This is a genomic window from Pseudomonas mosselii (assembly GCF_003205295.1).
GTDB classification, from domain to species: Bacteria; Pseudomonadota; Gammaproteobacteria; order Pseudomonadales; family Pseudomonadaceae; genus Aquipseudomonas; species Aquipseudomonas mosselii_B.
The window spans coordinates 35005-56983 of sequence record NZ_QJRP01000022.1 but is presented as its reverse complement, the minus strand read 5'-3'; the positions used below and the strand labels follow the sequence as shown (position 1 = coordinate 56983).

Annotated in this window: 16 protein-coding genes and 1 pseudogene; 8 read left to right on the top strand and 9 right to left on the bottom strand. The window is 64.6% G+C overall.

The genetic code is table 11. From position 1 onward, the window contains the following. Positions 1 to 135 precede the first annotated feature (135 nt). Positions 136 to 747, bottom strand: coding sequence for an FMN-dependent NADH-azoreductase (locus DMX06_RS19025; RefSeq protein WP_110738871.1), 612 nt, complete (start codon positions 745 to 747; stop codon positions 136 to 138). Between the two features lie 133 nt (positions 748 to 880). Between DMX06_RS19025 and DMX06_RS19020 the strand changes: the two genes are divergently transcribed. Together DMX06_RS19020 and DMX06_RS19015 are read left to right on the top strand one after the other, a co-directional pair. Beyond that, positions 881 to 1783 (top strand): LysR substrate-binding domain-containing protein, encoded by a 903-nt coding sequence (locus DMX06_RS19020; RefSeq protein ID WP_110738870.1) that lies wholly within the window; start codon positions 881 to 883, stop codon positions 1781 to 1783. Continuing rightward, positions 1776 to 2150 (top strand): MmcQ/YjbR family DNA-binding protein, encoded by a 375-nt coding sequence (locus DMX06_RS19015; protein WP_110738869.1) that lies wholly within the window; start codon positions 1776 to 1778, stop codon positions 2148 to 2150. Before DMX06_RS19020 ends, DMX06_RS19015 begins: the two co-directional genes overlap by 8 nt. Before the next feature lie 52 nt (positions 2151 to 2202). Here DMX06_RS19015 and DMX06_RS19010 read toward each other — a convergent pair whose 3' ends face one another. Further along, positions 2203 to 2619: a VOC family protein gene (locus DMX06_RS19010; protein WP_110738868.1), complete on the bottom strand. Its 417-nt coding sequence runs from the start codon at positions 2617 to 2619 to the stop codon at positions 2203 to 2205. Positions 2620 to 2841: 222 nt separating this feature from the next. Between DMX06_RS19010 and DMX06_RS19005 the strand changes: the two genes are divergently transcribed. Next, positions 2842 to 7869, top strand: a complete 5028-nt coding sequence (locus tag DMX06_RS19005; RefSeq protein ID WP_181427864.1) for a dermonecrotic toxin domain-containing protein — start codon at positions 2842 to 2844, stop codon at positions 7867 to 7869. A gap of 2 nt (positions 7870 to 7871) precedes the next feature. On the opposite strand, the gene DMX06_RS19000 is transcribed toward DMX06_RS19005, so the two are convergent. After that, positions 7872 to 10376 (bottom strand): UvrD-helicase domain-containing protein, encoded by a 2505-nt coding sequence (locus DMX06_RS19000; protein ID WP_110738866.1) that lies wholly within the window; start codon positions 10374 to 10376, stop codon positions 7872 to 7874. A gap of 187 nt (positions 10377 to 10563) precedes the next feature. Between DMX06_RS19000 and DMX06_RS18995 the strand changes: the two genes are divergently transcribed. After that, positions 10564 to 11262, top strand: coding sequence for a pirin family protein (locus DMX06_RS18995; protein WP_110738865.1), 699 nt, complete (start codon positions 10564 to 10566; stop codon positions 11260 to 11262). Between the two features lie 132 nt (positions 11263 to 11394). After that, positions 11395 to 12129 (top strand): hypothetical protein, encoded by a 735-nt coding sequence (locus tag DMX06_RS18990; RefSeq protein WP_110738864.1) that lies wholly within the window; start codon positions 11395 to 11397, stop codon positions 12127 to 12129. 87 nt (positions 12130 to 12216) lie between these two features. Here DMX06_RS18990 and DMX06_RS18985 read toward each other — a convergent pair. From DMX06_RS18985 to DMX06_RS18975, 3 genes and pseudogenes are all read right to left on the bottom strand, one after another. Beyond that, positions 12217 to 12377 (bottom strand): annotated as a pseudogene (locus tag DMX06_RS18985) (benzoate 1,2-dioxygenase large subunit); the annotation flags it as partial. 91 nt (positions 12378 to 12468) lie between these two features. Then, entirely contained in the window at positions 12469 to 13281 is an 813-nt protein-coding gene (locus DMX06_RS26875; RefSeq protein WP_110738863.1) for an RHS repeat-associated core domain-containing protein, read from the bottom strand. Positions 13282 to 13419: 138 nt separating this feature from the next. Beyond that, positions 13420 to 14439, bottom strand: a complete 1020-nt coding sequence (locus tag DMX06_RS18975) for a LacI family DNA-binding transcriptional regulator (RefSeq protein ID WP_110738862.1) — start codon at positions 14437 to 14439, stop codon at positions 13420 to 13422. Between the two features lie 350 nt (positions 14440 to 14789). Between DMX06_RS18975 and DMX06_RS18965 the strand changes: the two genes are divergently transcribed. The 3 genes from DMX06_RS18965 (at position 14790) to DMX06_RS18955 (ending at position 17201) form a co-directional block, all read left to right on the top strand. Then, a complete protein-coding gene (locus tag DMX06_RS18965) occupies positions 14790 to 15329 on the top strand; it encodes a gluconokinase (protein ID WP_110738860.1) in 540 nt (179 codons plus the stop codon). Between the two features lie 114 nt (positions 15330 to 15443). Next, complete coding sequence (locus tag DMX06_RS18960) at positions 15444 to 16796, top strand: GntP family permease (RefSeq protein ID WP_110738859.1); 1353 nt, start codon at positions 15444 to 15446, stop codon at positions 16794 to 16796. 105 nt (positions 16797 to 16901) lie between these two features. Then, positions 16902 to 17201, top strand: coding sequence for a hypothetical protein (locus DMX06_RS18955; RefSeq protein ID WP_110738858.1), 300 nt, complete (start codon positions 16902 to 16904; stop codon positions 17199 to 17201). A gap of 152 nt (positions 17202 to 17353) precedes the next feature. Here the strand turns inward: DMX06_RS18955 and DMX06_RS18950 are convergent, their stop codons facing one another. From DMX06_RS18950 to DMX06_RS18940, 3 genes are all read right to left on the bottom strand, one after another. Further along, positions 17354 to 18781, bottom strand: coding sequence for a sigma-54-dependent transcriptional regulator (locus DMX06_RS18950; RefSeq protein WP_110738857.1), 1428 nt, complete (start codon positions 18779 to 18781; stop codon positions 17354 to 17356). After that, positions 18750 to 20240 (bottom strand): sensor histidine kinase, encoded by a 1491-nt coding sequence (locus tag DMX06_RS18945; protein ID WP_110738856.1) that lies wholly within the window; start codon positions 20238 to 20240, stop codon positions 18750 to 18752. The genes DMX06_RS18950 and DMX06_RS18945 overlap by 32 nt, the downstream gene beginning before the upstream one ends. A 289-nt stretch (positions 20241 to 20529) precedes the next feature. After that, entirely contained in the window at positions 20530 to 21975 is a 1446-nt protein-coding gene (locus tag DMX06_RS18940) for an ATP-binding protein (protein ID WP_110738855.1), read from the bottom strand. Positions 21976 to 21979 lie beyond the last annotated feature (4 nt).

Below are 21979 nucleotides of genomic sequence, written 5' to 3'. Positions count from 1 at the left end.
TCGTCGCAAGGCACTGCGCGGTGCTCAGGTATGGATGCCAGCATAGAACCCGGTTGGCTGGCGGCACATGAAAAATGGATGAAAAAAGCCGACTGGCGCGCTGGGCGGCAGTCGGCTTTGGGTGCGCAGTGGCGATCAGGCGGCGGCGAACAGCTCACCTGCAATCTGCGCCTGGGCGGCGTCGATGGCCTTGGCGCGGTGCTCCGGGCCATAGGCCAGGCCATGGGCGCGGACGATTTCCAGGTCGGTGATGCCGATGAAGCCGAGGAACACCTTGAGGAAGTCCTCATGACCGACACCGGTCGGCTGGCCCTGGTGCAGGCCACCGGCGGTGGACACCAGGATCACCTTCTTGTCGCCGCACAGGCCCTCAGGGCCGGCCTCGGTGTAGCGGAAGGTCTTGCCGGCCACCGCCACGCGGTCGATCCAGGCCTTGAGCTGGGTCGGCACGGTGAAGTTGTACATCGGCGCGCCGATCACCACGGCGTCGGCGGCGAGGAATTCTTCCAGGGTCTCGGCGCTCAGCCTGGCCTCATGGGCCTGGGCGGCGTCGCGCATCTCTTCCGGGGTGCCGGCGGCCACCAGGGTGGCGGCGGAGAAGTGGCTGATGGCGTCGGCGGCCAGGTCGCGGTAGACCACTTCAAGGCTCGGGTCGGCGGCTTTCCAGGCCTCGACCACTTCGCGGCTCAGCTGACGGGAGGCGGAATTGTCGCCCAGGATGCTCGAATCGATATGCAACAGTTTCATGGGACTCTCCTGTGAATGAAGACCGCGGCGGTGGGCGATCACGATGGGGGCAATCCTATCGGCACATCGAATAGCTGATAAGTCGGTAAAAACGCGTTAGTTTGTTCCACTGATAGAACAATGAGACAGCCAAATGCAAGACCTCAACGACCTCTTCTACTTCGCCCGGGTGGTCGAAGCCGGTGGCTTCGCCGCCGCCGGGCGCCAGCTGGGTATTCCCAAGTCGCGCCTGTCGCGGCGTATCGCCGAGCTGGAGGAGCGCCTGGGCACCCGCCTGCTGCAACGCACCACCCGGCAGCTCAAGCTCACCGCCGTTGGCGAGCGCTACCTGACCCATTGCCAGGCCATGCTGCTGGAGGCGGAGATGGCCGACGAGGTCGTGGCCAGCATGTCCAGCGAACCCCGAGGCCGCCTGCGGGTGTCCTGCCCGGTGGCCCTGGCCCACGCCTTTCTGCCGGATGTGATCAGTCGCTTTCTCGCCCAGTATCCCCAGGTACAACTGGACATGGTGCTGATCAACCGCCGGGTCGACCTGATTTCCGAGGGCATCGACGTGGCTTTGCGGGTGCGCGACCTGGGCGACGAAGACCCGGCCCTGGTCACCCGGCGCCTGCGCCAGGCACAGATGCAACTGGTGGCCGCACCGGGTTTTGCCGACCACATCCGCGAACCTGCCGAACTGGCCAGCCTGCCGGTGCTCGGCGCGGCCGAAGCCGATCGCCTGGTGCACTTGCGTCTGATTGGTCCCCAAGGCCGCCAGGAGGATGTCGCCCTGGAGCCACGGCTGGCCATCGACGATTTCGTCGTGCGCAACGCCGCGGTACGCGCCGGCCTGGGCTTCACCGCCCTGCCGTCGATGTTCTGCGAAGAGGAACTGGCCCGTGGCGAACTGGTGCGCCTGCTGCCAGACTGGTCGCTGCCCGGCGGCTACCTGCAGGCCGTCTATCCGCACCGCCGTGGCCTGCTGCCGGCGGTACGCGCGTGGATCGATCACCTGGCCGCCTCGTTCGAGGCCTGTGGAGAGCGTTATGTCTGAGAAAAGGATGTCCGAAGAGCAGGTGGCGGCCCTGTGCCTGGCCCTGCCCGGGGCGCGGGAGGACTATAAATGGGGCGGCATCCGGGTGTTCTCGGTCGCCGGCAACAAGATGTTCGCCGTGCAGGACCTGGGCGGCGCCGGCTTGTCGTTCAAGGTGGCCGACGAGCTGTTCCTCGGCTATTGCGACCGCCCCGGCATTCGCCCGGCTCCGTACCTGGCGCGGGCGAAGTGGATCAGCATGCTGCCACCCTACCCCATGGGCCGCGACGAGCTGAGCGACCTGCTGCGCCGGTCGCACCAACTGGTGGTGCGACGCTTGCCCAAGCGCCAGCAGGCTGGATTGCTACTCGGGCCGGACGCACCGTAGGTTGCTGCGCTCATCATGTCGCCCAGCAGGCTGCGTGAGCGTTGCAGCACCTTTATGCCTGAATTGGCGGCCCTTTGAGTTCGACACGGTTGCCATCGGGGTCGTAGCAGTACAGCGAGATACCCTCGCCTTCAGCCCCGTAGCGTTTCTCCGCGGCCTCGACCCGTACCCCGGCATCGCGCAGCAGTGTACTCAGCGCCGACTCGTCAAACGGCTCGACGCGCAGACAGAAGTGATCGACGTTGTGCCCGGTCGGGCCGGGATGCTCGCCGCCCTGGCGTCCCAGCGGGCCGTCGACCGCTACCAGGTCTATCAGGCCGTCGCCGGCCCCCAGGTGGATCATGCCCAGCGAGTCCCGGCGCTTGCGTACCGGGCAGCCGAGCAGTTCATGATAGAAGGCCAGGCTGCGCTCCAGGTCGCCGACGCGCAGGACGAGATGGTCGATATGCAGGATGGTGAAAGCTGGCATGGCAGTGCTCCACGTTCAGGCTTTGTCTAGACCATAGCAGCGTCCCCGCTGGCTGACCTTAGGCCGTCGCCGTCAATGGCCGACGGTGTGTCCACCGCAGGCGCTGTGGGCCAAACGGTGCCGAGCATGTCAGCCATCGCCCTGGAGGCGACTCAACTATGTACCGCCTCAGGCCCTTGCTCCTGCCCTTGAATGGTCGCCCACCCTCATTGGAATGCGACCATGCACAGCATCGATCCTCCCTTCCACCAGCAGCAGATCCTGCGCAACCTGCCAGGATGGGCCAGGCACCTGCATCCCATCCATGCTCAAAGGCTGTTGCGTCGGGCACATCGAGAGCACGTCAAGCCGGACGGGCAGCTCGAGGACTGGTTCGTGCAGGCGCCCCCTGTCCAACAGGACGATTTGCGCGAGGCCATCAAACAGCGAACGGTCAGCGGCAAGGCTCTGACCGAGGCCTTGCAAGGCCTGCAGGGCATCACCGAATTCTGTGAACCTTTGCTGAAGGCGCGATTGGGTGTCCAGGTATCTGTCACGCAAGCGCAGTTCAGGCACCAGCCTTTCACACACAGCCTTGAGGGCGAGTTCCCTGATCCGGATGCCTCCCATGAAATGCCTCGCCCAACTGTCCTGACCGAGCTACCGTCCGGCGCCGCCACCCTCACCAGCCTGCTCGAAGCCGCCCTGCACAACTTCGAAGGCATGACAGAAGTCGGCCCCTTCAGCACCCTGCAGGTCAGCGTCGACGACAGCAGCGCGATTCCAGGTCTGAATACCAGCGCCTTCGTCAGCCACTGCCGTGCGCTCGACCTGGGCACACGTTATCAGCAGCACCTGCAAGGCATCTATGGCGGTTCGCGAAAAACCGTACTGCAACCATTGTGGAGCCAGTCCCGGCGCGATGAGCTTGCCGTACAGGCGCTGATCGCCCGTCTGCGCGGGCACCTGACGGATGAGGGCCTCGGAGCTTTGCGCCAGCTCTGCGCCACCGACGCAGCACCGAGCTTCGGCACGGCAACGGCCTCGGTGCAAACCTTGAGCATGCTGGGCATCCAACTGCACGATCTGTGGCTGTTGACCTCCAACGGCCAGCCCAATCCGTCCTGTATCGCCTACCTGCCCTTCGACGACGATCAACCTGTACAGGAATTCATCAACCGGCTGGCTTTCGGCAGGTACCTGCGTCGTCGGCTGCTGGAGCCCGACTATCTCGAACGTTTTCTCGAGCATGTCGCCCTGAAGGATCGACCGAAAATGGCGAGAAAGCTCAAGGCCAGGCTGTTCGAAAGCCACCGGGACGACGTGATCCCCCTCGAAACACCTTCCCCCGCCTTTGGCGAGACAGAGCCCGGCACGCATCCCTGGCAAGAACAGGAAACAGCTGGCAAGACAGGTGACTCATCGCCTGCGCGCCCGGCCGGCTTCCCGGCGCTGGCAATTCGTGAGACCGCCATTGCCTTTCCGGTTTGGCCCAAGCTGTTCAACGACCATGTGCAACGCCTGCACGACGACGCTCGCGGCGTGGCAGTACCCACAGCGGACATCGACGCCAAGGCCCGGCGCGAACGCCTGATGCTGTGGGGCGACCGCGGCCTGACCCTGCTGGGGGTGGCGGCCATGTTCGTCCCCGGCCTGGACGTCGCCATGCTGGCCGTGGGCGCCGGCCAGGTCATGAGCAGCATCTTCCACGGTTTCGAGGCCTGGTCCGAAGGTGACAACGCTGAGGCCGTGAGCCAGCTCGAATCGTTGCTCGTCAACTTCGGCAGCGTGGCCGCCATCGCCGGCGCCGCCAAGCTGGCGAAAGCTTCCGGATTCGTCGACTGGATGGAAAGTCTCTGGCTCGATGGCGAGGAGCGGTTATGGCACCCGCAGCTAGAGTCGTACCGCAGTCCGGTCAAACTGCCGGTGGACCTGCAACCGGATGACGAAGGCATCCTGCAGTATGACGACCGGCATTTCGTGGAGCTGGACGACATCCTCCACGAGGTCCGCAAAGACGTCGCCGAGAACTGGAGAATCCTCCATCCGCAAGCCCCCAAGGCCTACCAGCCACGTTTGCACGGCAATGGCAAAGGGGCTTGGCGCATGGCGCACGAGCAGCCGCAAGAATGGCCCCGGGTCAAGTTGATGCGCCGTCTCGGCCCACTTTGCAAAGGGTTGACCGATGACGAACTGCTGGCCGCACTTGACAGCAGCGCACTGGACCGTGGTGTGCTGGAGCAAGTCCACGCCGACGGCAGGCGTCCTCCGGCGCTGCTCGAGGACGCCCTGCGACGGCTGAAGGCCGACATCACCGCCGGCGACATTATCGCCCGAACCCGCCAGGGTCGTCCGTTGGCTGCCTACAAACAGTTCGCCATCAGCGTTCTCGACGAACTGCCTGGCTGGCCCGAGGATGTGGTGCTGGAGGTGTTCGATGGCGACAAACCGACGGGCAGCGCCACCCGCTATGGACGCAACCGGCTCGGTGAACGTGTGATACAGGTCACCCGCAGCGATCTGGAGAACGGCGACCTGGCCAGGATCATACTGCAGGGCCTGGACGAAGAAACGGTGGCGGCGCTACTGCCCGAAGGTACCCCAGGCGAGCGGCGCCAACAGGCCCTGCAGACGCTGATGGCCGATCAATTGAGCGCAAAGCGGGCGTCACTGTTCGACAGCCTCTACAGCAGCCAACCCAAGGCATCCAACCCTGCAGGCTTGGCCATCGGTCGTCAGTTTCCCAACCTCCCTCGACAGGCACTCGACGAACTCGCCAATCAAGCCAACTCCGCCGAACAGGACAATCTGCTTGCAGGCCGGGTTCCTCTGCGTATTGCCGAGGAAGCACGGCTACTGCAGGCGCGCGCGCGGCTGGACCGTGCAATCCTTGGGCTGTATCGCAGCAGCCTGGCCAACACCGATAGTCAGTTCATCAGCGACAGTCTTCTGTATCGACACCCAGACTGGACTGTGCAACAACGCTATTACGCGGCACTCGCCGATCGCTCCGCCACCGCCCGACTGATTGGCCAGCAACCCTCACTTTCCGGCGTTCGCTCGCCACTGCGCCTGAGCGATGGCAGGTATGGCTACCCCCTGAGCCCCGGCGTGTTCGCCTCCCGGGCCGAACGCGAGCTGCATGCCCTGTACCCCGGACTCAGCAGTCGCGAGGTTCGCCAGATGTTAGGCACCCTGCGCGCCAGAGGCAACGTGACCGAACAGATTCAAGCGCTACGTGCCCAACTGGCGGGACTGCGCGAACAGCTCCACACCTGGGCCAGCACGGGTGCCGATGACTGGGGCGAGGAAGTCGGCGCGCACTTCAACAGGACCGCCGACGTGCTGATCCGGGCCTGGCAGCGTCTGGACGGCGAGATGCTCAGCCTGTCCAACCTCACCCTCGATGCGCTGCCAACACTTTCGACACGTTTCGACCACATCACCACGCTGACGCTGGAGAATCTCAATGTGATCGAGATGCCCGCAGACTTCCTGCAGGCCTTCCCGGCATTGCGGCGAATCGATGTGCGCAGCAGCCCGCAACTGAGCGCCACCTCCGTTCTGCAAGCGCTGCGCAACGCCCCGCAACTGCGGGAACTGCGCCTGAGCGGTGCGCGCCTGGGCGAACTGCCGGCTGCCGCCCATGAAGTGTTGCCGACCCTGATCAACCTGCGCAGCCTGGAGCTGCCCCGAAACCGCCTGACCCTTACCCAGCCGGACCTGCAGATGATCGCCGGCCTGCGCCTGGAGATCCTGGACCTGCGGGTCAACCGCATTGTGCTGGATGCGGACATGGCAGGTGCGTTCGGTTCGATGCGCGAGCTGCGACACTTGCACTTGAGCCTGAATCCGCTGGGCCTCAGTCCAGACCTGAGCGGCATGGAGAACCTGGCCACCCTGCGTCTGGATAACGGCCAGTTGCAGCAGTGGCCCAGTGGCCTGAGTGCCTTGATGCAGCGCAATCCATGCATGCTGCGCGAAGTGGACCTGAGCGCGAATCGCATCGCGCAAGTCCCCGATTACGACACTCTCCTCAATTCAGCCTATTTTGACGAACTGCTGGCCAGACGTCCCGCCTATCACTGGCGCTTCAACTACAACCCTTTGGATGAGCGCACCCGCGAAAGCCTGAGAGTGATTGGCGCCTGCGTCGAAGAAGAAATGCTCGAGGCGAATCTCCCTGCTACCCCGCAGCGCATCGACTGGCTGGGCGGCGCGAGCGAAACCCAACAGACCACCTGGGACAGGCTGTTTGAAGAGAACCACAATACCAGCCTGCGCGAGGTGATCGAACAGGTCGGCATGTCGGCCAGCGCGCTGCGCCAGCCCAGGGCCTTCGCCCGCCAGGTCTGGACACTGCTTGACCGCGCCGCCGCCAATACCCGCTTGCGCACGCGGTTGAACGAGGTGGCCTCTGAATTCCCGGCGAGCTGTGGCGATGCCGGTGCCGATGGTTTCAGCTCCCTGCAAGTCGAAGTCATGGCTTTCGATGAGGCCGCGCAAATCAAGACCGGCTACGGGATCGCAGGGGACGAGGTTGCCACACCGCCGCTGTTCCAGTTCTTTCGGCGCCTGTTCCGGCGTGACCAGGTAAATGCCCTGGCTCAGGATCTGTACAGCGCCAGGCTGGCGCGACGCGATGCCCTGCGCGCGGTGGATACCTGGCGCGCCCGACCGCTGGGCCAACGGGGCGCCAGGCCAGCGCTGCCGCCCCTGCATCGCTTCGACACTCTGTCGGACGACGTGCTGCACAACGGTCTGGGCCAAGGCCTGGACCTGATCGAGATTCGTCTGGACCTACGCACCCGCCTGTCGACGACACTGGATTTCCCCGAGCCCCAGCAGGACATGCTGTATCGACAGATCGCCGAGGTCTCGAACAGGACCGAGGAAGCAGTACGTGACGAGGTCGAGATCCGGGATGACAACGCCGTCATGCGCCGCCAGTGGATTTCACGTCACCCTACCTGGCGTCGCTTGCTGCGCCGTGAGTTCAGTGCTCGCTTCAACTCGCTAAGGCGCCGTTGGGACGTGGGCATGGACTACCTGGAAGGCAACGAGCTGGACGGCTCGCTCGAACCCCCGGTGATCGAGGCGCTGTCCCAGGCCCTGGGCCGAAGCCCCCTGGGTGAAGATGGCCAGCCCCTGCGCCAGAGCATCACCAGTGAGCAGTATGTCGCGGGCATGAACCGCATGGCTCTGGGCCTGGAGGAGGACGAAGACGCGCTTTACCTTCGCCTGACCAGGCGTCGCGACCCCAACAACTGAACCTACTGGCCCCGCAGGTCTTCGAAGAAGACCTGCCGCCCCTGCACCTGGTTCGACGCACGCGGCTGGCAGGCCACCTCGCCGCTGGCCTTTTCCACATGCCAGTAGCAATGCCGGACTGCTCGTGTCACCGCGACATAGGCCAGACGCAGCACCTCTTCCTTCTGCGCCGTGTCGAACGCCTGGGCGTCACCTGGCTTGCCCAGGCCGGCCAGGCGGTAGACCTGGTTCTTGTACGGCGAGCTGGTCAGGTACTGGCAATCGCCCAGCATGAACACCGCGTCAGCCTGCAGACCTTTGGCGCTGTGATAGGTCAGCTGGCGTAGACGTCGCTGGCCGGGCGGCAGGCCAGAATCAGCCTTGATAATTGACAATAAATATTGATTTATCAATAACTTATCGCTAGTTTTTCGAAACAGTATCATGACCGTTTCGCCACGCTCGTAGTGTTCGATCACGGTCTCGGCCAGTGCCGCCTCGTCCCGATCGAAGACCCTTACCGGCGCGAGCGGCAGCTCAGCCGCCAGCCCTGCGGCCCTGGCCTTCTTGCCAGTGATGGCCGGCGCGCCTTTGACCAGGTGTTCGGCGGCATCGATGATGTGCTGTTGGCTGCGGTAGTTCTCCACCAGCATCACCCGCGTGTTGGTGGGTGACGGGAACGCTTTGGTGAACTCCATGAAGTATTTCGGCGAGCTGCCGCGCCAGCCGTAGATCGACTGCCAGTCATCACCCACGCACATCAGCGACGAATGCTGCGCCACCCGCCCGACATGCAGGGCCGGGCCACGGCGGCGGATCTCGACCAGGCTCGCGCGCAGCCAACTGACAATCTGCGGCGAGACGTCCTGGAACTCGTCGATCATCAGGTGCGCCAGTGGGCGCAGCAACGGGTCGGGCAACAGCCCAAGGTTCTCCGGGTTGTTCTCGCCGAACAGGGCGAACATGCGGTTGTAGGTCATCACCGGCGGCGACTGGGCCAGCAGGTGCGCCTCCAGCGCCTTCCAGTACAGGGCCAGGGCTTCGAAGAAGGTCGCGTCGGTGTCGCCGGACGGGAAGCTCATGGCCGCCACCGCGGCATTCACGTCCAGGCCAAGGTTCTCGATGAAACTGGCCGCAGTGACGAAGGCGTCGAGCAGCGGCGCCGGAGCGAGCTCGCCCTTGACCTTGTACTCGAAGCCCGGCCCCGCCACGGCATCACCCGCCAGAGACGCCGCCAGCCGTTTTGCAGAAGAATAGTTATCCAGCCATATCAATGGCTTGTCGCAAAAGGCTTGAAACAGGGTTCGCTTGACCGCCCACTCCGCACGCACCGCCAGCTTGGCGCCCGGGCGTTGGTACTGGCCGCTCTCGGCCGGGTCGAAGCCCAACACCACCCAGGCATCCAGCCCTTCCAGGCGGCCGTGCACATGAAAGCGGCTGCCACGGATCTGCACCGTGTCCCGGCAAGGTTCGATACCCTTGATCGGCCAGGCCCCGGCGGCGAACCACAGATCCTCGATCACATCGCACAGCTCTTCGTCGCGCTGGGCCGCCAGCTGGGTCACCTGGGCGCGTTTCTGCACATCCGGGTGATCCGGGTCCAGCGGCTTGAGCAGCAGGGCTTCCTGGCGCAGCGCAGCGATCAACTCGGCGAAACGCGGGCTCTGCCCCATCAGGTCGCGGTAACACAGGTTGAGCTGCTGGCGCTGGGCGTCGTTCAGGCGCAGGTCGAACGGGTTGCTGTCGGCGTTGGCTTCGCCCCCGACAGGCATCTCGCTGCCCAGGGTCTCGAATGCCCGCACCTGGGCAAAGCCCGGCAGGCTGCGTACCAGCGGCAGGATGCGCGAGTGGAAGGTGCGCACCAGCTCGCGACCCTGGGCCGGCGACAGTTCGACCTGCCACTGGGCGAACACTTGCAGCAGACGCTGGATGAAGTCCTTGCGCGACTCGCGGGTAAAGGTCACCACGGTGAGGGCATCAAGCTCGAAGCCCAGGTAATGGCGCAGCAACAGGATGCGCAGCACCAGCGAGGTCGACTTGCCCGCCCCGGCGCCGGCCACCACGCAGGTGGACGGGGTATCGCTGAAGATCAGCTTCCACTGCGCCGCGCTCGGTTGCGCCTCGGCCGGCAGGCGCTGGGCGACGTCGGCCTTGAAGCGCTTCTTCAGCTCGGCTGTCAGCGGCAGGCGCCAATCGTCGAACAGGTTGTCGTCCTGGCCCGGCACGGCAACATGCTCAGGACGGGTATCACGGATCACCAGGACTTGGCGCCCGGCCTCGTAGCCGTCCACCCGGCCCCGCTCGTAGCCTTCGCGCAGGCCATCGGCATGGCCGTTGCGCTGGCCCGTGGCGTGGCCCAGGAACCAGGAGTCACGGTGCTGCGCCTGCAGCCGCGACAGGCCGCGCCCCAACAGGCGGGCCGCCAGGCGGCGCAGCCAGGGCAACTGGGCGGGCGGGGTCAGGTCGGCCGGGGCCTGGGGATGCTCGTGAGGCACGGTCACTCCATTGAGAATCAGAACAGCGGGCATGTTCGCCTCATCCGCAAGAAAGTGCCAGCGAATGCTTATGTATCAGTCAATTAGGCGATGAAACGCATGCTGATTCACATCAATTTAAATCGAATTAATAGATAATATACAGCCGATATTTACGCTTTTTATCGATCTTTCAAAGCCGCATCATGGCCCCATTCCACCGAATCTGAGGAGCATCATCATGCTGCAACTGCGACCCTTCCAGAGCCTTGGCCACGCCAACCACGGCTGGCTGGACGCCCATCATCACTTCTCCTTCGCCGAGTACCATGACCCGGCTCGGGTGAACTGGGGCAACCTGCGGGTCTGGAACGACGACCTGATCGCCGCCGGTGCCGGCTTCCCGCCCCACCCGCACCGTGACATGGAGATCATCACCTATGTGCGCGAAGGTGCCATCACCCATCAGGACAGCCTGGGCAATAAAGGCCGTACCGAGGCCGGGGACGTCCAGGTAATGAGTGCCGGCAGCGGCATCGTCCACAGCGAGTACAACCTGGAGAAGGTCGACACGCGGATCTTCCAGATCTGGATCATTCCCGAGAAGGTCGGCGACGCGCCGTCATGGGGCACCCGGCCGTTCCCCAAGGGCGAGCGTGGCGAGGGCTTCGTGACCCTGGCCAGCGGCCGCGAGGGCGATGAGGACAGCCTGCGCATCCGTACCAACGCACGCCTGGTGGCCGCCACCCTGCGCGCCGGGGAAAGCGCCGAGTACCGCCTTGATGAGGGTCGACGCGGCTACCTGGTACCGGCCAAGGGACTGGTCGAAGTCAACGGGCTCCAAGCCAAGGCACGCGACGGCGTGGCGATCGAGCAGGAGACGGTGCTGAAAGTAATGGCACTGCAAGACAGCGAGATCGTGCTGGTCGATGTCGCCTGACCCGCGCAGCTCTTGCCTCACGAATTGTCGTGAGGCAAGAGCTGCGATATCGCACTTTTTCGCCTTCCTGCGCTCTATCGATGGCCAGGTCCCGCCGATCCCCGGCAGGACCGACGACTCCCACCGGTGCCGATGGCCGTACGACCACCCGCTCAGTTTCCCCGCCGCCTGCTGTTGGCAACTGCTTTCATGTGCCTGGCTGCCTGCACTCAACAGCAAGGACGCGACATGCTCACCCAGATCGGCAACGGCAAACCGGACGAGTTGTTCCAGACCAGTGTCGACCGCATGGCCACCCTGGCCATGCGCGACAACCTGCAGAGCCTGTACCTGCTGATGGACAAGCTCTACCTGCGCAACCCCAGCCAGTGGAAGCTGTCCGGCTACCTCGACGCCACCACGGCGGCGCGGCAGATTCGCATTGCCATCGAACAGCGCCAACCGCTGCCGCAGTTGGGCCAACGCCGCGACCTGGCCGCCTTGAGCCATGCCCTGAGCCCGGAGTTTCGCGGCGACCGGGTCGGCGCGTTCATCTACGCCATTGGCAGCATGCTGGTCACCGCCCATGGTGGACGCACCGAGTTCTACATGACGGACACCCTGGACCCCTTGTTCATCAACAATGCCGCCCGCAACATCGAGAAAGCCACCTGGATGCTGAGCCAGCGCCAGGATGCCAATGGCGTGCTCCTGCTGTTTTCCAACGAGATCTCCCAGCAGGGCAGCAACCTGAGCTTCGCGGTGGAGTTCGGCAAGGTCGTCGCTCGCCTGGACCTGGTGGCGCAGATGCTCGACGAACGCTACCGGCGAATCGGCCTGAACTATGCGCAGAGCCTGCTGCTGATGAACTTCCTGCCGGTGCAGTGAGCCGTGTCCGCTGATCGCACGCACCAGCCCTTGAGCTGTCCGCTATCCGCCCATCGTTTTTCGCTGTCGCATTGCCCTGACCCCGACTTTTTGCTTAGTGGCCGGGTGGTTCTCGGGGTTGGCCCAGCGGGTCCAGAGCAGCAGACGGCCGTGTGCTCGAAGGAGGAGAAGCCGCCGCCCTGCCTGGCCCAGGCGCCGGCGCTCATGGTCTTGATCTCGTCGCCCGCCTCGCCCTGCTTGCGCTGGTTCAGGCCGGGTCAAGTCAGGTCCCTTGGTGGGATGGTGATATCCAGACTGTGCAAAGTGCTATCCGTTTTGTGCGGGCGAGTTCAGAAGAGGCTAATCAGCCTCTCTTACTTTTTGTCCAGTTACTGCCAGGGAGGACTGAACAGCGGACGTTGGAGCTTTTGGAAGCTGCACGCCCCCCGTTTGCAAGGGCCGATCTGCTGCGTCTTCGAGCATCGGAGCTGATGGTAGGTAGGCTGAAATGACCGACTCCAAGGAAGCACGTCGCACAAATTCACTTACCGGTGGCGCAGAAGGTACTTGATCCGAGACCTGTGACGCACTCGAATGGCGTCTGGCAAACTCGGAGACGGGTGGCGCGCTGGGTGCATAGTCCGAAGCGAGAGATGATAGTGAGCCGCGCCAACTTAACTCATCGAAGGCCGGAGCGGTGGGATTCGCGAGAGCCCCCGCAGAGAACGGGTATACACTTTCGAATTGCTCCGACAGGCGCCGATAACCCGTCAGGGCAGCCTTGGGTTTCGCGTTGCCTGTCTTGTTCGCAATCAGGCCGTTCACCGATGACTTGATGCGATGCATATGCCCGGACGGGTCTGATCGGTTGACGGGGTCGCCGGCGCAGTAGGCAAAACCGTTCAATCCTCCGGTGCCAAACGGGCTGTAACTGTCTGGAGAGTTAAAACGCATCAGTATCGGGTTATATCCTCGATAGCCGTTTCCCAATAGATAGTGACCACTGCACGATTCGAGGAATTGGCCGTTGAACCTCGATAACGGGGTGGAAGCCAGAGGCACTGCATTCAGACCATAAGCGGAGTACCCAAGATCTACATTACCTGAGTTAGCGCGTGCTCGCGTTACAGTGCCCTGGCTATCCAATTGCAACAAACGGGTTGTTACCGCCATGGTTTAGTCCCCCTGTTATCTGATGACAGCATCGTCCGCCAGAAGGGCGGAGGCAACTGGCAAAAGTATCAGGCGGCTACCGACTACATGGGCAATTGCCGGTTTTCCCTACGGCAATACGGCCCAGCGTCTACCGTGTCAGGAACTTTCCCGCACCATCAGCTCGAACCCCAGGTCCTGCTGCCCGGTGGCCACCCGCTTGCCATCGAGCAGCGCCAGCAACGCCTGCGCCGCGCCACGCCCGACCGCCGCGCGCGGGGTGCGGATCGAGGTCAGGCGCGGCACCATGTGCGCCGAGGCCGGCAAGTCGTTGAAACCGACCATCGCCACCCTGCGCGGCACTTCGATACCTTCGCGCAGGGCCTGCAGCACGGCGCCCTGGGCCAGGTCGTCGTTACAGAAGAAGATGCCGTCGACATCCGGCGCCTTGGCCAGCAGGCGGCTGAACAGTGTGCCGCCCAGGCCGATGGACGAGGGCTGCGGATCGAGCATTTCCAGCTCGGGCGCCTGCAGCCCTGCCTCGGCCAGGGCCTGGCGGAAGCCCTCGGCGCGCTGCATCACCCGCGGGTCGAGCTGCGCGGCGATGAAGCCCAGGCGCCGCCGGCCACGCTCGAGCAGGTGGCGTGCCGCGGCGCGCCCGGCCTCGTGCTGGGAGAAGCCCACCGACAGGGCATCCGTCTCTCCGCCCAGTTCCATCATATGTACGCACGGCACCCGGCTGGCGACGAGCATCTGCCGCGAGGCTTCGCTGCGCTCGAAGCCGGTGAGCAGCATGCCGCACGGCTGGTAGGCGAGGTAGTTGCGGATCAGATTCTCTTCCTCGGCGATATCATAGTGATAGTTGCCGATCAGCACTTCCAGGCCACGGGGGCGCATCACCTCGTGGATGGCCTCGAGGGTGTCGATGAACAGCTGGTTGGACAGCGACGGGATCAACACCACCACCGACTGGCTGCGCGCCGAGGCCAGGGCCCGCGCCGCCGGGTTGGCGACGTAGCCCAGGCTGGCCGCCGCGGCCATGACCTTCTGCGCCAGTTCCGGCGCGACCGTGCTGACGCCGCGCAGGGCGCGGGAGGCGGTGATGGGGGAAACCCCGGAAAGCCTGGCGACTTCCGCCAGGGTGGGACGACCGGTAGTGCGCGAGCCAGTGCGGGACATGAGTGTTGTAATTTTACCGCTTGCAGGAATGGGGAACGGTCACTAAGGTAGCGCTGTCTCTGAATGCAGGCAATGCAATCTTGGTAGGGTCTGTGCGAAATGTGTCTGCGCGAAGGCCAGACAAGGCGAAACGGGGGGGAGGAAGCGGAGTGTACTGGAGTACATGAGCATTCCGAGCCCCGTTTCAACGCAGTATGGGCGAGTGCAGGTACATTTCGGACAGAGCCTGGCAGGCATGCGTTCAGCGTCCATACTGCCAAAGACAAGATCAATAACACCCGGGAGGGTGGCGCATGGCTTTCGGCTCGTCCCAGCCAAGACAGCGCTATCTCACCCAGCAGGAGGTACAGATGAACCCTTCCCTGTCCGCGATCGTGGTCATGGGCGTAGCCGGCTGTGGTAAAAGCAGCGTCGGCGCCGCCATCGCCACCCGCAGCGGCGGCCGCCTGATCGAAGGCGATGCCTTCCACCCCGCCGCGAACATCGCCAAGATGAGTGCCGGCATTCCCCTGGACGACGACGACCGCGCCGGCTGGCTGGTGCGCCTGGGCCAGGAACTGCAAGACGCCCTGGCCGCCGGCGAACGCCCGATCCTGACCTGCTCGGCTCTCAAGCGCCGCTACCGCGACACCCTGCGCCAGGCCGTGCCCGAACTGTGCTTCGTATTCCTCGAACTGACCCCGCAGGAAGCGGAAAAGCGCGTGCTGGCCCGTCCCGGCCACTTCATGCCGGCCAGCCTGATCGACAGCCAGTTCGCCGCGCTGGAACCGCCGCACGCAGAACCCCTGACCCTGGCCCTGGATGCCACCCGCCCGCTGATTACGCTGGCCGAGGACGTGCACCAATGGCTAAAGCCTTGCGGTGAGCAGGTGCTGGCGCGGACTGCCTGATCCGGCGGTTTTTCCGGCTCACCAAAGACAGCGCTGTCTCCATGCCTTCGCAGGCGTAATGACGCAAGACACGCGACACCAAAACAACAACGAAAAGACCGAGGTTCACGAACCATGTTCGGACTGGCTACCGATACCTTCCTGTTGCTCGACGCACTGGTCACCATCGTCGGGCTCATCCTGCTGATCACCCATTTCAAAGTTCACCCCTTCGTCGCCCTCACCCTGGCCGCGGGCTTTCTCGGCCTGACCTCCGGCATGCCGGTGGCCAAGGTGATGAAGTCGTTCCAGGACGGCTTCGGCGGCGTGCTCGGCTTCGTCGGCATCGTCCTGGCGCTGGGCACCATGCTCGGCAAGCTGATGGCCGACTCCGGCGGTGCCGACCAGATCGCCCAGACGCTTATTCGCGCCTTCGGCAAGCAGAAGGTGCACTGGGCGATGATGTTCGCCGCCTTCCTGGTGGGCATCCCGCTGTTCTTCGAGATCGGCTTCGTGCTGCTGATCCCGCTGGTGTTCATCGTCGCCCGCCGCTCCGGCGTGTCGCTGGTGAAGATCGGCATCCCACTGCTGGCGGGCCTTTCGGTGGTGCACGGCCTGGTGCCGCCGCACCCGGGGCCGCTGCTGGCGATCGGCATCTTCCACGCCGACATCGGCAAGACCATCTTCTACGGCCTGCTGGTGGCCCTGCCGACCGCGGTGATCGCAGGCCCGCTGTTCGGCAACTTCATCTCGCGCTACATCCCGGGCAACCCGTCCCAGGAGCTGATGGACCAGATTGCCCGCGAGTCGAACCAGCAGAACCTGCCGAGTTTCAGCGTGACCCTGATCACCGTGCTGCTGCCGGTGGCGCTGATGCTGCTGAAAACCTTCGCCGACGTGGTATTGCCGGCCGAGCACATCGTGCGCCAGTGGATGGACCTGATCGGCCACCCGATCACCGCCCTGCTCGCCGCCCTGCTGCTGGCCTTCTACACCTTTGGTTCGGCCCGTGGCTTCAACCGCCAGCAGATCATGAAGATGCTCGACCAGAGCCTGGCCCCAACCGCCGCCATTGTCCTGATCGTCGGCGCCGGCGGCGGCTTCAAGCAGATGCTGGTGGACACCGGCGTCGGCAACGTCATCGGGCAGATGGCGGTGCAGGCCGAGATCTCGCCGATCCTGCTGGCCTGGCTGGTGGCGGCGGTGATCCGCATCGCCACCGGCTCCGCCACCGTGGCCACCATCACCGGCGCCGGCATCGTCGCCCCCGTGATCGACCTGGTGCCTGGGGTCAACCGCGAGCTGCTGGTGCTGGCCACCGGCGCAGGTTCTTTGATCCTGTCCCACGTCAACGACGCCGGGTTCTGGCTGGTCAAGCAGTACTTCAACATGACCGTGGCCGAGACTTTCAAGACCTGGAGCATGATGGAGACCATCCTTTCGGTGGTCGGCATCATCTTCATCATGCTGCTGTCGCTGGTGGTGTGACCGTTGGTCGCCGTCATGGCACCTTGCTGACGGGCCACAGGCCCAAGTGAGACAGAGGCCCTGCGCTGGCAGGGCCGCTTTCTCCGTCGCAAAGGAGCCTGCCCCATGAAACACGCCTTCCTCCTGGCCGCCCTGCTCGCCTCGCCCTTGGCCTTGGCCGCCGGTACCGGCGCCACCTACCCTGATGACCCGCACAACCCGGCGCCACAGCCGGGGGTCGACAGCACCCTCAATCCGATCGAGAAGCCCATGCCGCGGGATACCGACCCGCGGATCAAGGGCAATGACCCGGACAGTCCGCCGGCCGAGCAGAACGATGATCGTGATCTGCCGGGGATGGGGGGCAGTGGGTCGGAAGGGATGGGGCGTGACGGTGGTGGGTCAGGAAGCACTGGGAAACCTTGAGCCCATTTCGCGGATCCCTGTAGGAGCGGCCTTATGTCGCGAAAGGGCCGCACAGCGGCCCCGGCGATATCAGCTTGATGCGCGAATCCTGGGGGCGCTTCGCACCCCTTTCGCGACACAAGGCCGCTCCTACAGGGATCGCGTAGGGCTGGTCACCACTGGCGCTTGTCTGGACGGGTCAGCCCTAGCTTCTCGATCTTGTAGCGCAGCATGTCCCGCGACAGCCCCAGCAGCCGTGCCGACTTGGTGACGTTCCAGTCGGTGCGATCAAGCGTGCGGCAGACCATGTCGCGCTCCATGTCCGGCAGGCTTGCGGTACCCGGGGGCTCCTGGCGCGGCGCTTCGAACGCCAGTACTTGCGCAGGTTGCGCCGGCGGCTCGTCGACCAGGGTCAGGCACAGGTTCAGCTGATGGGCGCCGATCACCTCGCTGGGGGCCAGCAGCACCGTCTGCTCGAGCATGTTGCGCAGTTCGCGCACATTGCCCGGCCAACCGTAACCCAGCATCAGCGCCTCGGCCTCGGCCGAGAAACGCAGGTTGGGCTTGCCGTAGCGCCGCCCGTGGTGGGCCAGGAAGTGCCGGGCCAGGCGCAGGATATCCTGCCCGCGCGCGTACAGGCGCGGTACCTTGAGGGCGATGATGCGCAGGCGGAAGAACAGGTCGCGGCGGAACTTGCCCTGCTGGACCATCTGCTCGAGGTTGCAGTTGGTGGCGCTGATCACCCGCAGGTCGACCTTGCGCTCCTTGACCGCGCCAATGCGGCGGATGGTGCGGTCCTCCAGCAGCTTGAGCAGCTTGGCCTGCAGCACCAGGTCCATCTCGCCGATCTCGTCGAGGAACAAGGTGCCGCCATCGGCCGCCTCGACCAGGCCCACGCGCCGTTCCTTGGCATCAGTGAAGGCGCCCTTTTCATGGCCGAACAGCTCGGCCTCCAGCAGGTTGGCGGGAATCGAGGCGCAGTTGAACTCGATGAACGGCCCCTTGGCCCGGCTGCCGTCGAAATGCAGGGCGCGGGCCACCAGTTCCTTGCCGGTGCCGGTCTCACCCTCCACCAGTACCGGCGGCAGGTCGCCGCTGGCCATGCGCTGCTCGGCGTCGAGCAACTGGCGCAGGGTGTGCTTGAGCTCGAGCATGGCCGGCGACTCGCCGATCAGCGCCTGCAACCCGGACTTCTGCGCCTCGCGCTCCTGGTAGAACGACAGCGTGCGCTCCATGCGTTCGGCGGCCAGGGCCTTGTCCAGCATCAGCTTGAGCTCGGCCAGTACCACCGGCTTGGTCAGGTAGTGGAACGCCCCCTCCTTCATCGCCAGCACGGCGTCCTCGACGTTGCCGTAGCCGGTCATCATGATCACCTTGAGCTCCGGCGCCTGCGCCACCAGCGTGCGCAGCAGGTCGTGGCCGCTCATGCCGGGCAGCGAGTTGTCGGTCAGCACGGCGTCGGGCCGGGCGCGCTTGATCTGCTCCAGCGCCAGCTCCGCGCTGTGGCACACCGTGACCTCGAAGCCTTTCAGGCCCAGGTAGGTGCGAATGTTGTCGGCGAGGATTTCATCATCCTCGACCACCAGGATGCTGTGCTCCATGGTCCCCTCCCGCTGCAATGTTGAAAGTCAGGCTGACGCGGGTTCCTTCCTCTTCGCGGCTGGTCAGTTCGACCGCGCCGCCAAAGCGCTCCATGATCCGCTTGACCAGGGCCAGGCCGACACCCAGCCCGCCCTGCTTGGTGGTGAAGAACGGCTTGAACACCATGCGCCGCTGCTGCTCGCTCATGCCCTTGCCGGTGTCGCTGAGCTGCAGCTGGGCCTGGCCCTCCAGCTGGCGCACCTCGGCGCGCAGCTCGCCGCCCTGGGGCATGGCCTCCAGGGCGTTGGCGAACAGGCTGTTGAGGATCTGCGTCAGTTGCAGCGGCTGGCTGGCCACCCATTGCGCCGGCGGCCCGTCGAAGGCGAAACGTACGCCGTTGCGCTCTATCTGTGGGGCGAAGGCCTGGCGCGCATCCTCGATGGCCGCCACCAGGTCCACCGACTCGGCTTCGTCGCTGGTCGGGCGCAGCGACACCAGCAGGTCACGGACCCAGCGCGACATGCGGTCGACCTGGGTGATGATGTCGCCAATGTTCTTCTGCGCCGCCGGACTGGCGATGTCCTGCGCAAGTTCGGCGCTGGAGCGGATGTTGGCCAACGGGTTGCGCAGGCTGTGGGCCACCGCCGAGGACATCTCGCCCAGGGCCACGTAGGTCTCGCTGGCCACCAGGCGGTCCTGCTGGTGGCGCAGCAGGCTGGCGGCGCGGCGCACGATCCAGAACAGGCCGAAGTAGATCAACGCCCCGCCGACCAGGGTCGAGGCCCAGATCAGCACATAGCCGCGCTGGATGCGCCGCACCAGGTCCTGGGGTTCCTTGTAGATCTCGACCATCGCCAGCACCTGCTCGCCCTGGCTGTCGAACAACGGTATGTAGTTCTCGATGAACAGGTGCCGGGGTTCGCGCTGGAACTTCTGCTCCTCGCGGTCCTCGTCGGCCTTGTGGTAGCTGGCCGATACCGCTTTGCGCGAGTGGAAGGCATGCTCCAGGTCGTCGTCCTCGTCGATGCGCTTGCCGATCAGGTTGGGGTTGGTCGACCAGACCACCAGGCGGTCGCGGGCATAGACATTGGCCAGCAGGGTGTCGGGCAGGTGTTCGACGTGGTCGAGAAACTCGACCCGGGTCGACTCGGCCAGCTGCGGGGTGAACTGCAGGTGTTGCTGATCCAGGCGCGGGTCAAGCAGCTCGCCCATGGTGGTGCCCGGCGGCAGTTGCGAATGGCGCACCTCGGCCTGGGCCATGGCCTGGATGAACTGGGCAGTGAGCATGGCGTCGCGTTCGACGCTGTCACGCACCACGAAACGCGTCGAGACGTACCCCAGTCCGCCGGCGACCGAGGCGATGATCAGCAGGCTGACCAGCGAGAACCAGCGCAGCAGGTTGAACTCGCGCAGCGGCACGGCCAACCCACTGGCAGAGGTGCCGGGCTTGTCGGGGACATCGTTTTCGAGCGTCTGCATCGCGTCGCTCCCGCCTGGGGCCGATGAGGACTATCGGCATACGCTTGCTACCGGTGGTAGCAACGTGACTCCATCGAGGCCGGACAGACAGTGCTGTCTCAGGCCTGAATCGGGTGTAGCAAAAACTCAGCCAGGACAACTAAAAATTAGTTTTGGCTTATAAAACATATATTTACATTAGATATCTGATGTTAAACGGTGAAAAATCCCCCGCTTTTGGGGAATTAATACCCACATTCAAAAAACTCTATAAAAACAAAAACTTAATAGATACACATCAAGCAATTTATCACGCAACAGCGACTCGAAAACTCAGCAACACCCGAGTCCCCATTCCCTCGCGACTGCTCAACCGTACCGAACCGCCAAAGCGCTCCATGATCCGCTTGACCAGCATCAGCCCCACCCCCACGCCACCCTGCTTGGTGGTGAAGAATGGCCGGAAGGCCATGCGCTGCTGCTGCTCGCTCATGCCCTTGCCGGTGTCCGAGAGGCGCAGGTTCAGGGTGCGCCGGTCGTGGCGCACCACTTCCACGCGCAACTCTCCGCCCGCCTCCATCGACTCCAGGGCGTTGGCGATCAGGCTGTTGAAGATCTGCCCGAGCAAGGCCGGCTGGCCCAGCACCCGGACCGACGGCAGCTCGGCCAGCACCAGCCGCACGCCACCGCGCTGCAGCGCCTGGCCATAGGCCTGGAGGCTGTCGCGCAGGGCCTGGGCCACATCCACCGGCACGGCCTCGTCGCCGAGCGGGCGCAGCGACTGGAGCAGCTCACGCACCCACTGCGACATACGATCGACCTGGTTGATGATATCGCTGATGTTCTTCTGCGCCAGGCCTTCGTCGAAGGCCTGGGCCAGCTCGGCGCTGGAGCGGATGCTCGCCAGCGGGTTGCGCAGGCTGTGCGCCACCGCCGACGATACCTCGCCCAGGGCGACGAAGGTTTCGTTGCCGATCAGCCGCTTCTGCTGCACCGCCATCAGCCGCGCCGCGCGGCGCATGATGCCGTACAAGCCGATGTAGACCAGCCCTGCGCCCACGGCGATGGCCAGCCAGATCAACAGCAATCCATGCTCGATGCGCACGATCAGGTCATGGGGCTCCTTGTAGATCTCGACCATGGCCGTGACATGTTTGCCGTCGGCATCGAACAGGGGGATGTAGTTCTCGATGAACAGCTGCTCGGGCGGGGTGACGAACTTCTGTTCGCTGCGCGCCTGCTCGAAGTCGTGGTAGCTGGCCGACACCCGCATCTTGTACTCGAAGGCCCGGTCGAGGTCGTCATCCGACTCGATCAGCTTGCCGATCAGCGCCGGGTTGCTCGACCAGATCACCGTGCGATCGGGGGCGTAGATGTTGGCCAGGAGCATGTCCGGCAGGTGGGCGATATGGTCGAGAAACTCGCCCCGGGCCCGGCGTCGGGCCTCGGGATCGACGTCCGACAAGGCATGGTCGGTGCGCGGGTCGAGCAGCTCGCCCATGGTCCGCACGTTGGGAATCGACACATGGCGCACTTCGGCGTCGGCGATGGAGGTGATGAACTGCGCGGTGAGCAAGGCGTCGCGCTCGACGCTTTCGTCGATGATGAAGCGGCTGGAGATCAGGCCCAGGCCGACACCCACCGAGAGGATGATGGCCAGGCTCACCCAGGCGTACCAGCGCAGCATGTTGAACGGCTTGCGCGCCGGGCCGGTGTCGGCGAGCGGCAACGTGTCGGGACGTGGGGCGAGGTCCATGGCG

Bases quoted from the DNA above. Each gene is read 5' to 3' on its own strand.
- DMX06_RS19025 (WP_110738871.1), bottom strand. From the start codon at position 747: ATGAAACTGTTGCATATCGATTCGAGCATCCTGGGCGACAATTCCGCC.
- DMX06_RS19020 (WP_110738870.1), top strand. From the start codon at position 881: ATGCAAGACCTCAACGACCTCTTCTACTTCGCCCGGGTGGTCGAAGCC.
- DMX06_RS19015 (WP_110738869.1), top strand. From the start codon at position 1,776: ATGTCTGAGAAAAGGATGTCCGAAGAGCAGGTGGCGGCCCTGTGCCTG.
- DMX06_RS19010 (WP_110738868.1), bottom strand. From the start codon at position 2,619: ATGCCAGCTTTCACCATCCTGCATATCGACCATCTCGTCCTGCGCGTC.
- DMX06_RS19005 (WP_181427864.1), top strand. From the start codon at position 2,842: ATGCACAGCATCGATCCTCCCTTCCACCAGCAGCAGATCCTGCGCAAC.
- DMX06_RS19000 (WP_110738866.1), bottom strand. From the start codon at position 10,376: ATGCCCGCTGTTCTGATTCTCAATGGAGTGACCGTGCCTCACGAGCAT.
- DMX06_RS18995 (WP_110738865.1), top strand. From the start codon at position 10,564: ATGCTGCAACTGCGACCCTTCCAGAGCCTTGGCCACGCCAACCACGGC.
- DMX06_RS18990 (WP_110738864.1), top strand. From the start codon at position 11,395: ATGGCCGTACGACCACCCGCTCAGTTTCCCCGCCGCCTGCTGTTGGCA.
- DMX06_RS26875 (WP_110738863.1), bottom strand. From the start codon at position 13,281: ATGGCGGTAACAACCCGTTTGTTGCAATTGGATAGCCAGGGCACTGTA.
- DMX06_RS18975 (WP_110738862.1), bottom strand. From the start codon at position 14,439: ATGTCCCGCACTGGCTCGCGCACTACCGGTCGTCCCACCCTGGCGGAA.
- DMX06_RS18965 (WP_110738860.1), top strand. From the start codon at position 14,790: ATGAACCCTTCCCTGTCCGCGATCGTGGTCATGGGCGTAGCCGGCTGT.
- DMX06_RS18960 (WP_110738859.1), top strand. From the start codon at position 15,444: ATGTTCGGACTGGCTACCGATACCTTCCTGTTGCTCGACGCACTGGTC.
- DMX06_RS18955 (WP_110738858.1), top strand. From the start codon at position 16,902: ATGAAACACGCCTTCCTCCTGGCCGCCCTGCTCGCCTCGCCCTTGGCC.
- DMX06_RS18950 (WP_110738857.1), bottom strand. From the start codon at position 18,781: ATGGAGCACAGCATCCTGGTGGTCGAGGATGATGAAATCCTCGCCGAC.
- DMX06_RS18945 (WP_110738856.1), bottom strand. From the start codon at position 20,240: ATGCAGACGCTCGAAAACGATGTCCCCGACAAGCCCGGCACCTCTGCC.
- DMX06_RS18940 (WP_110738855.1), bottom strand. From the start codon at position 21,975: ATGGACCTCGCCCCACGTCCCGACACGTTGCCGCTCGCCGACACCGGC.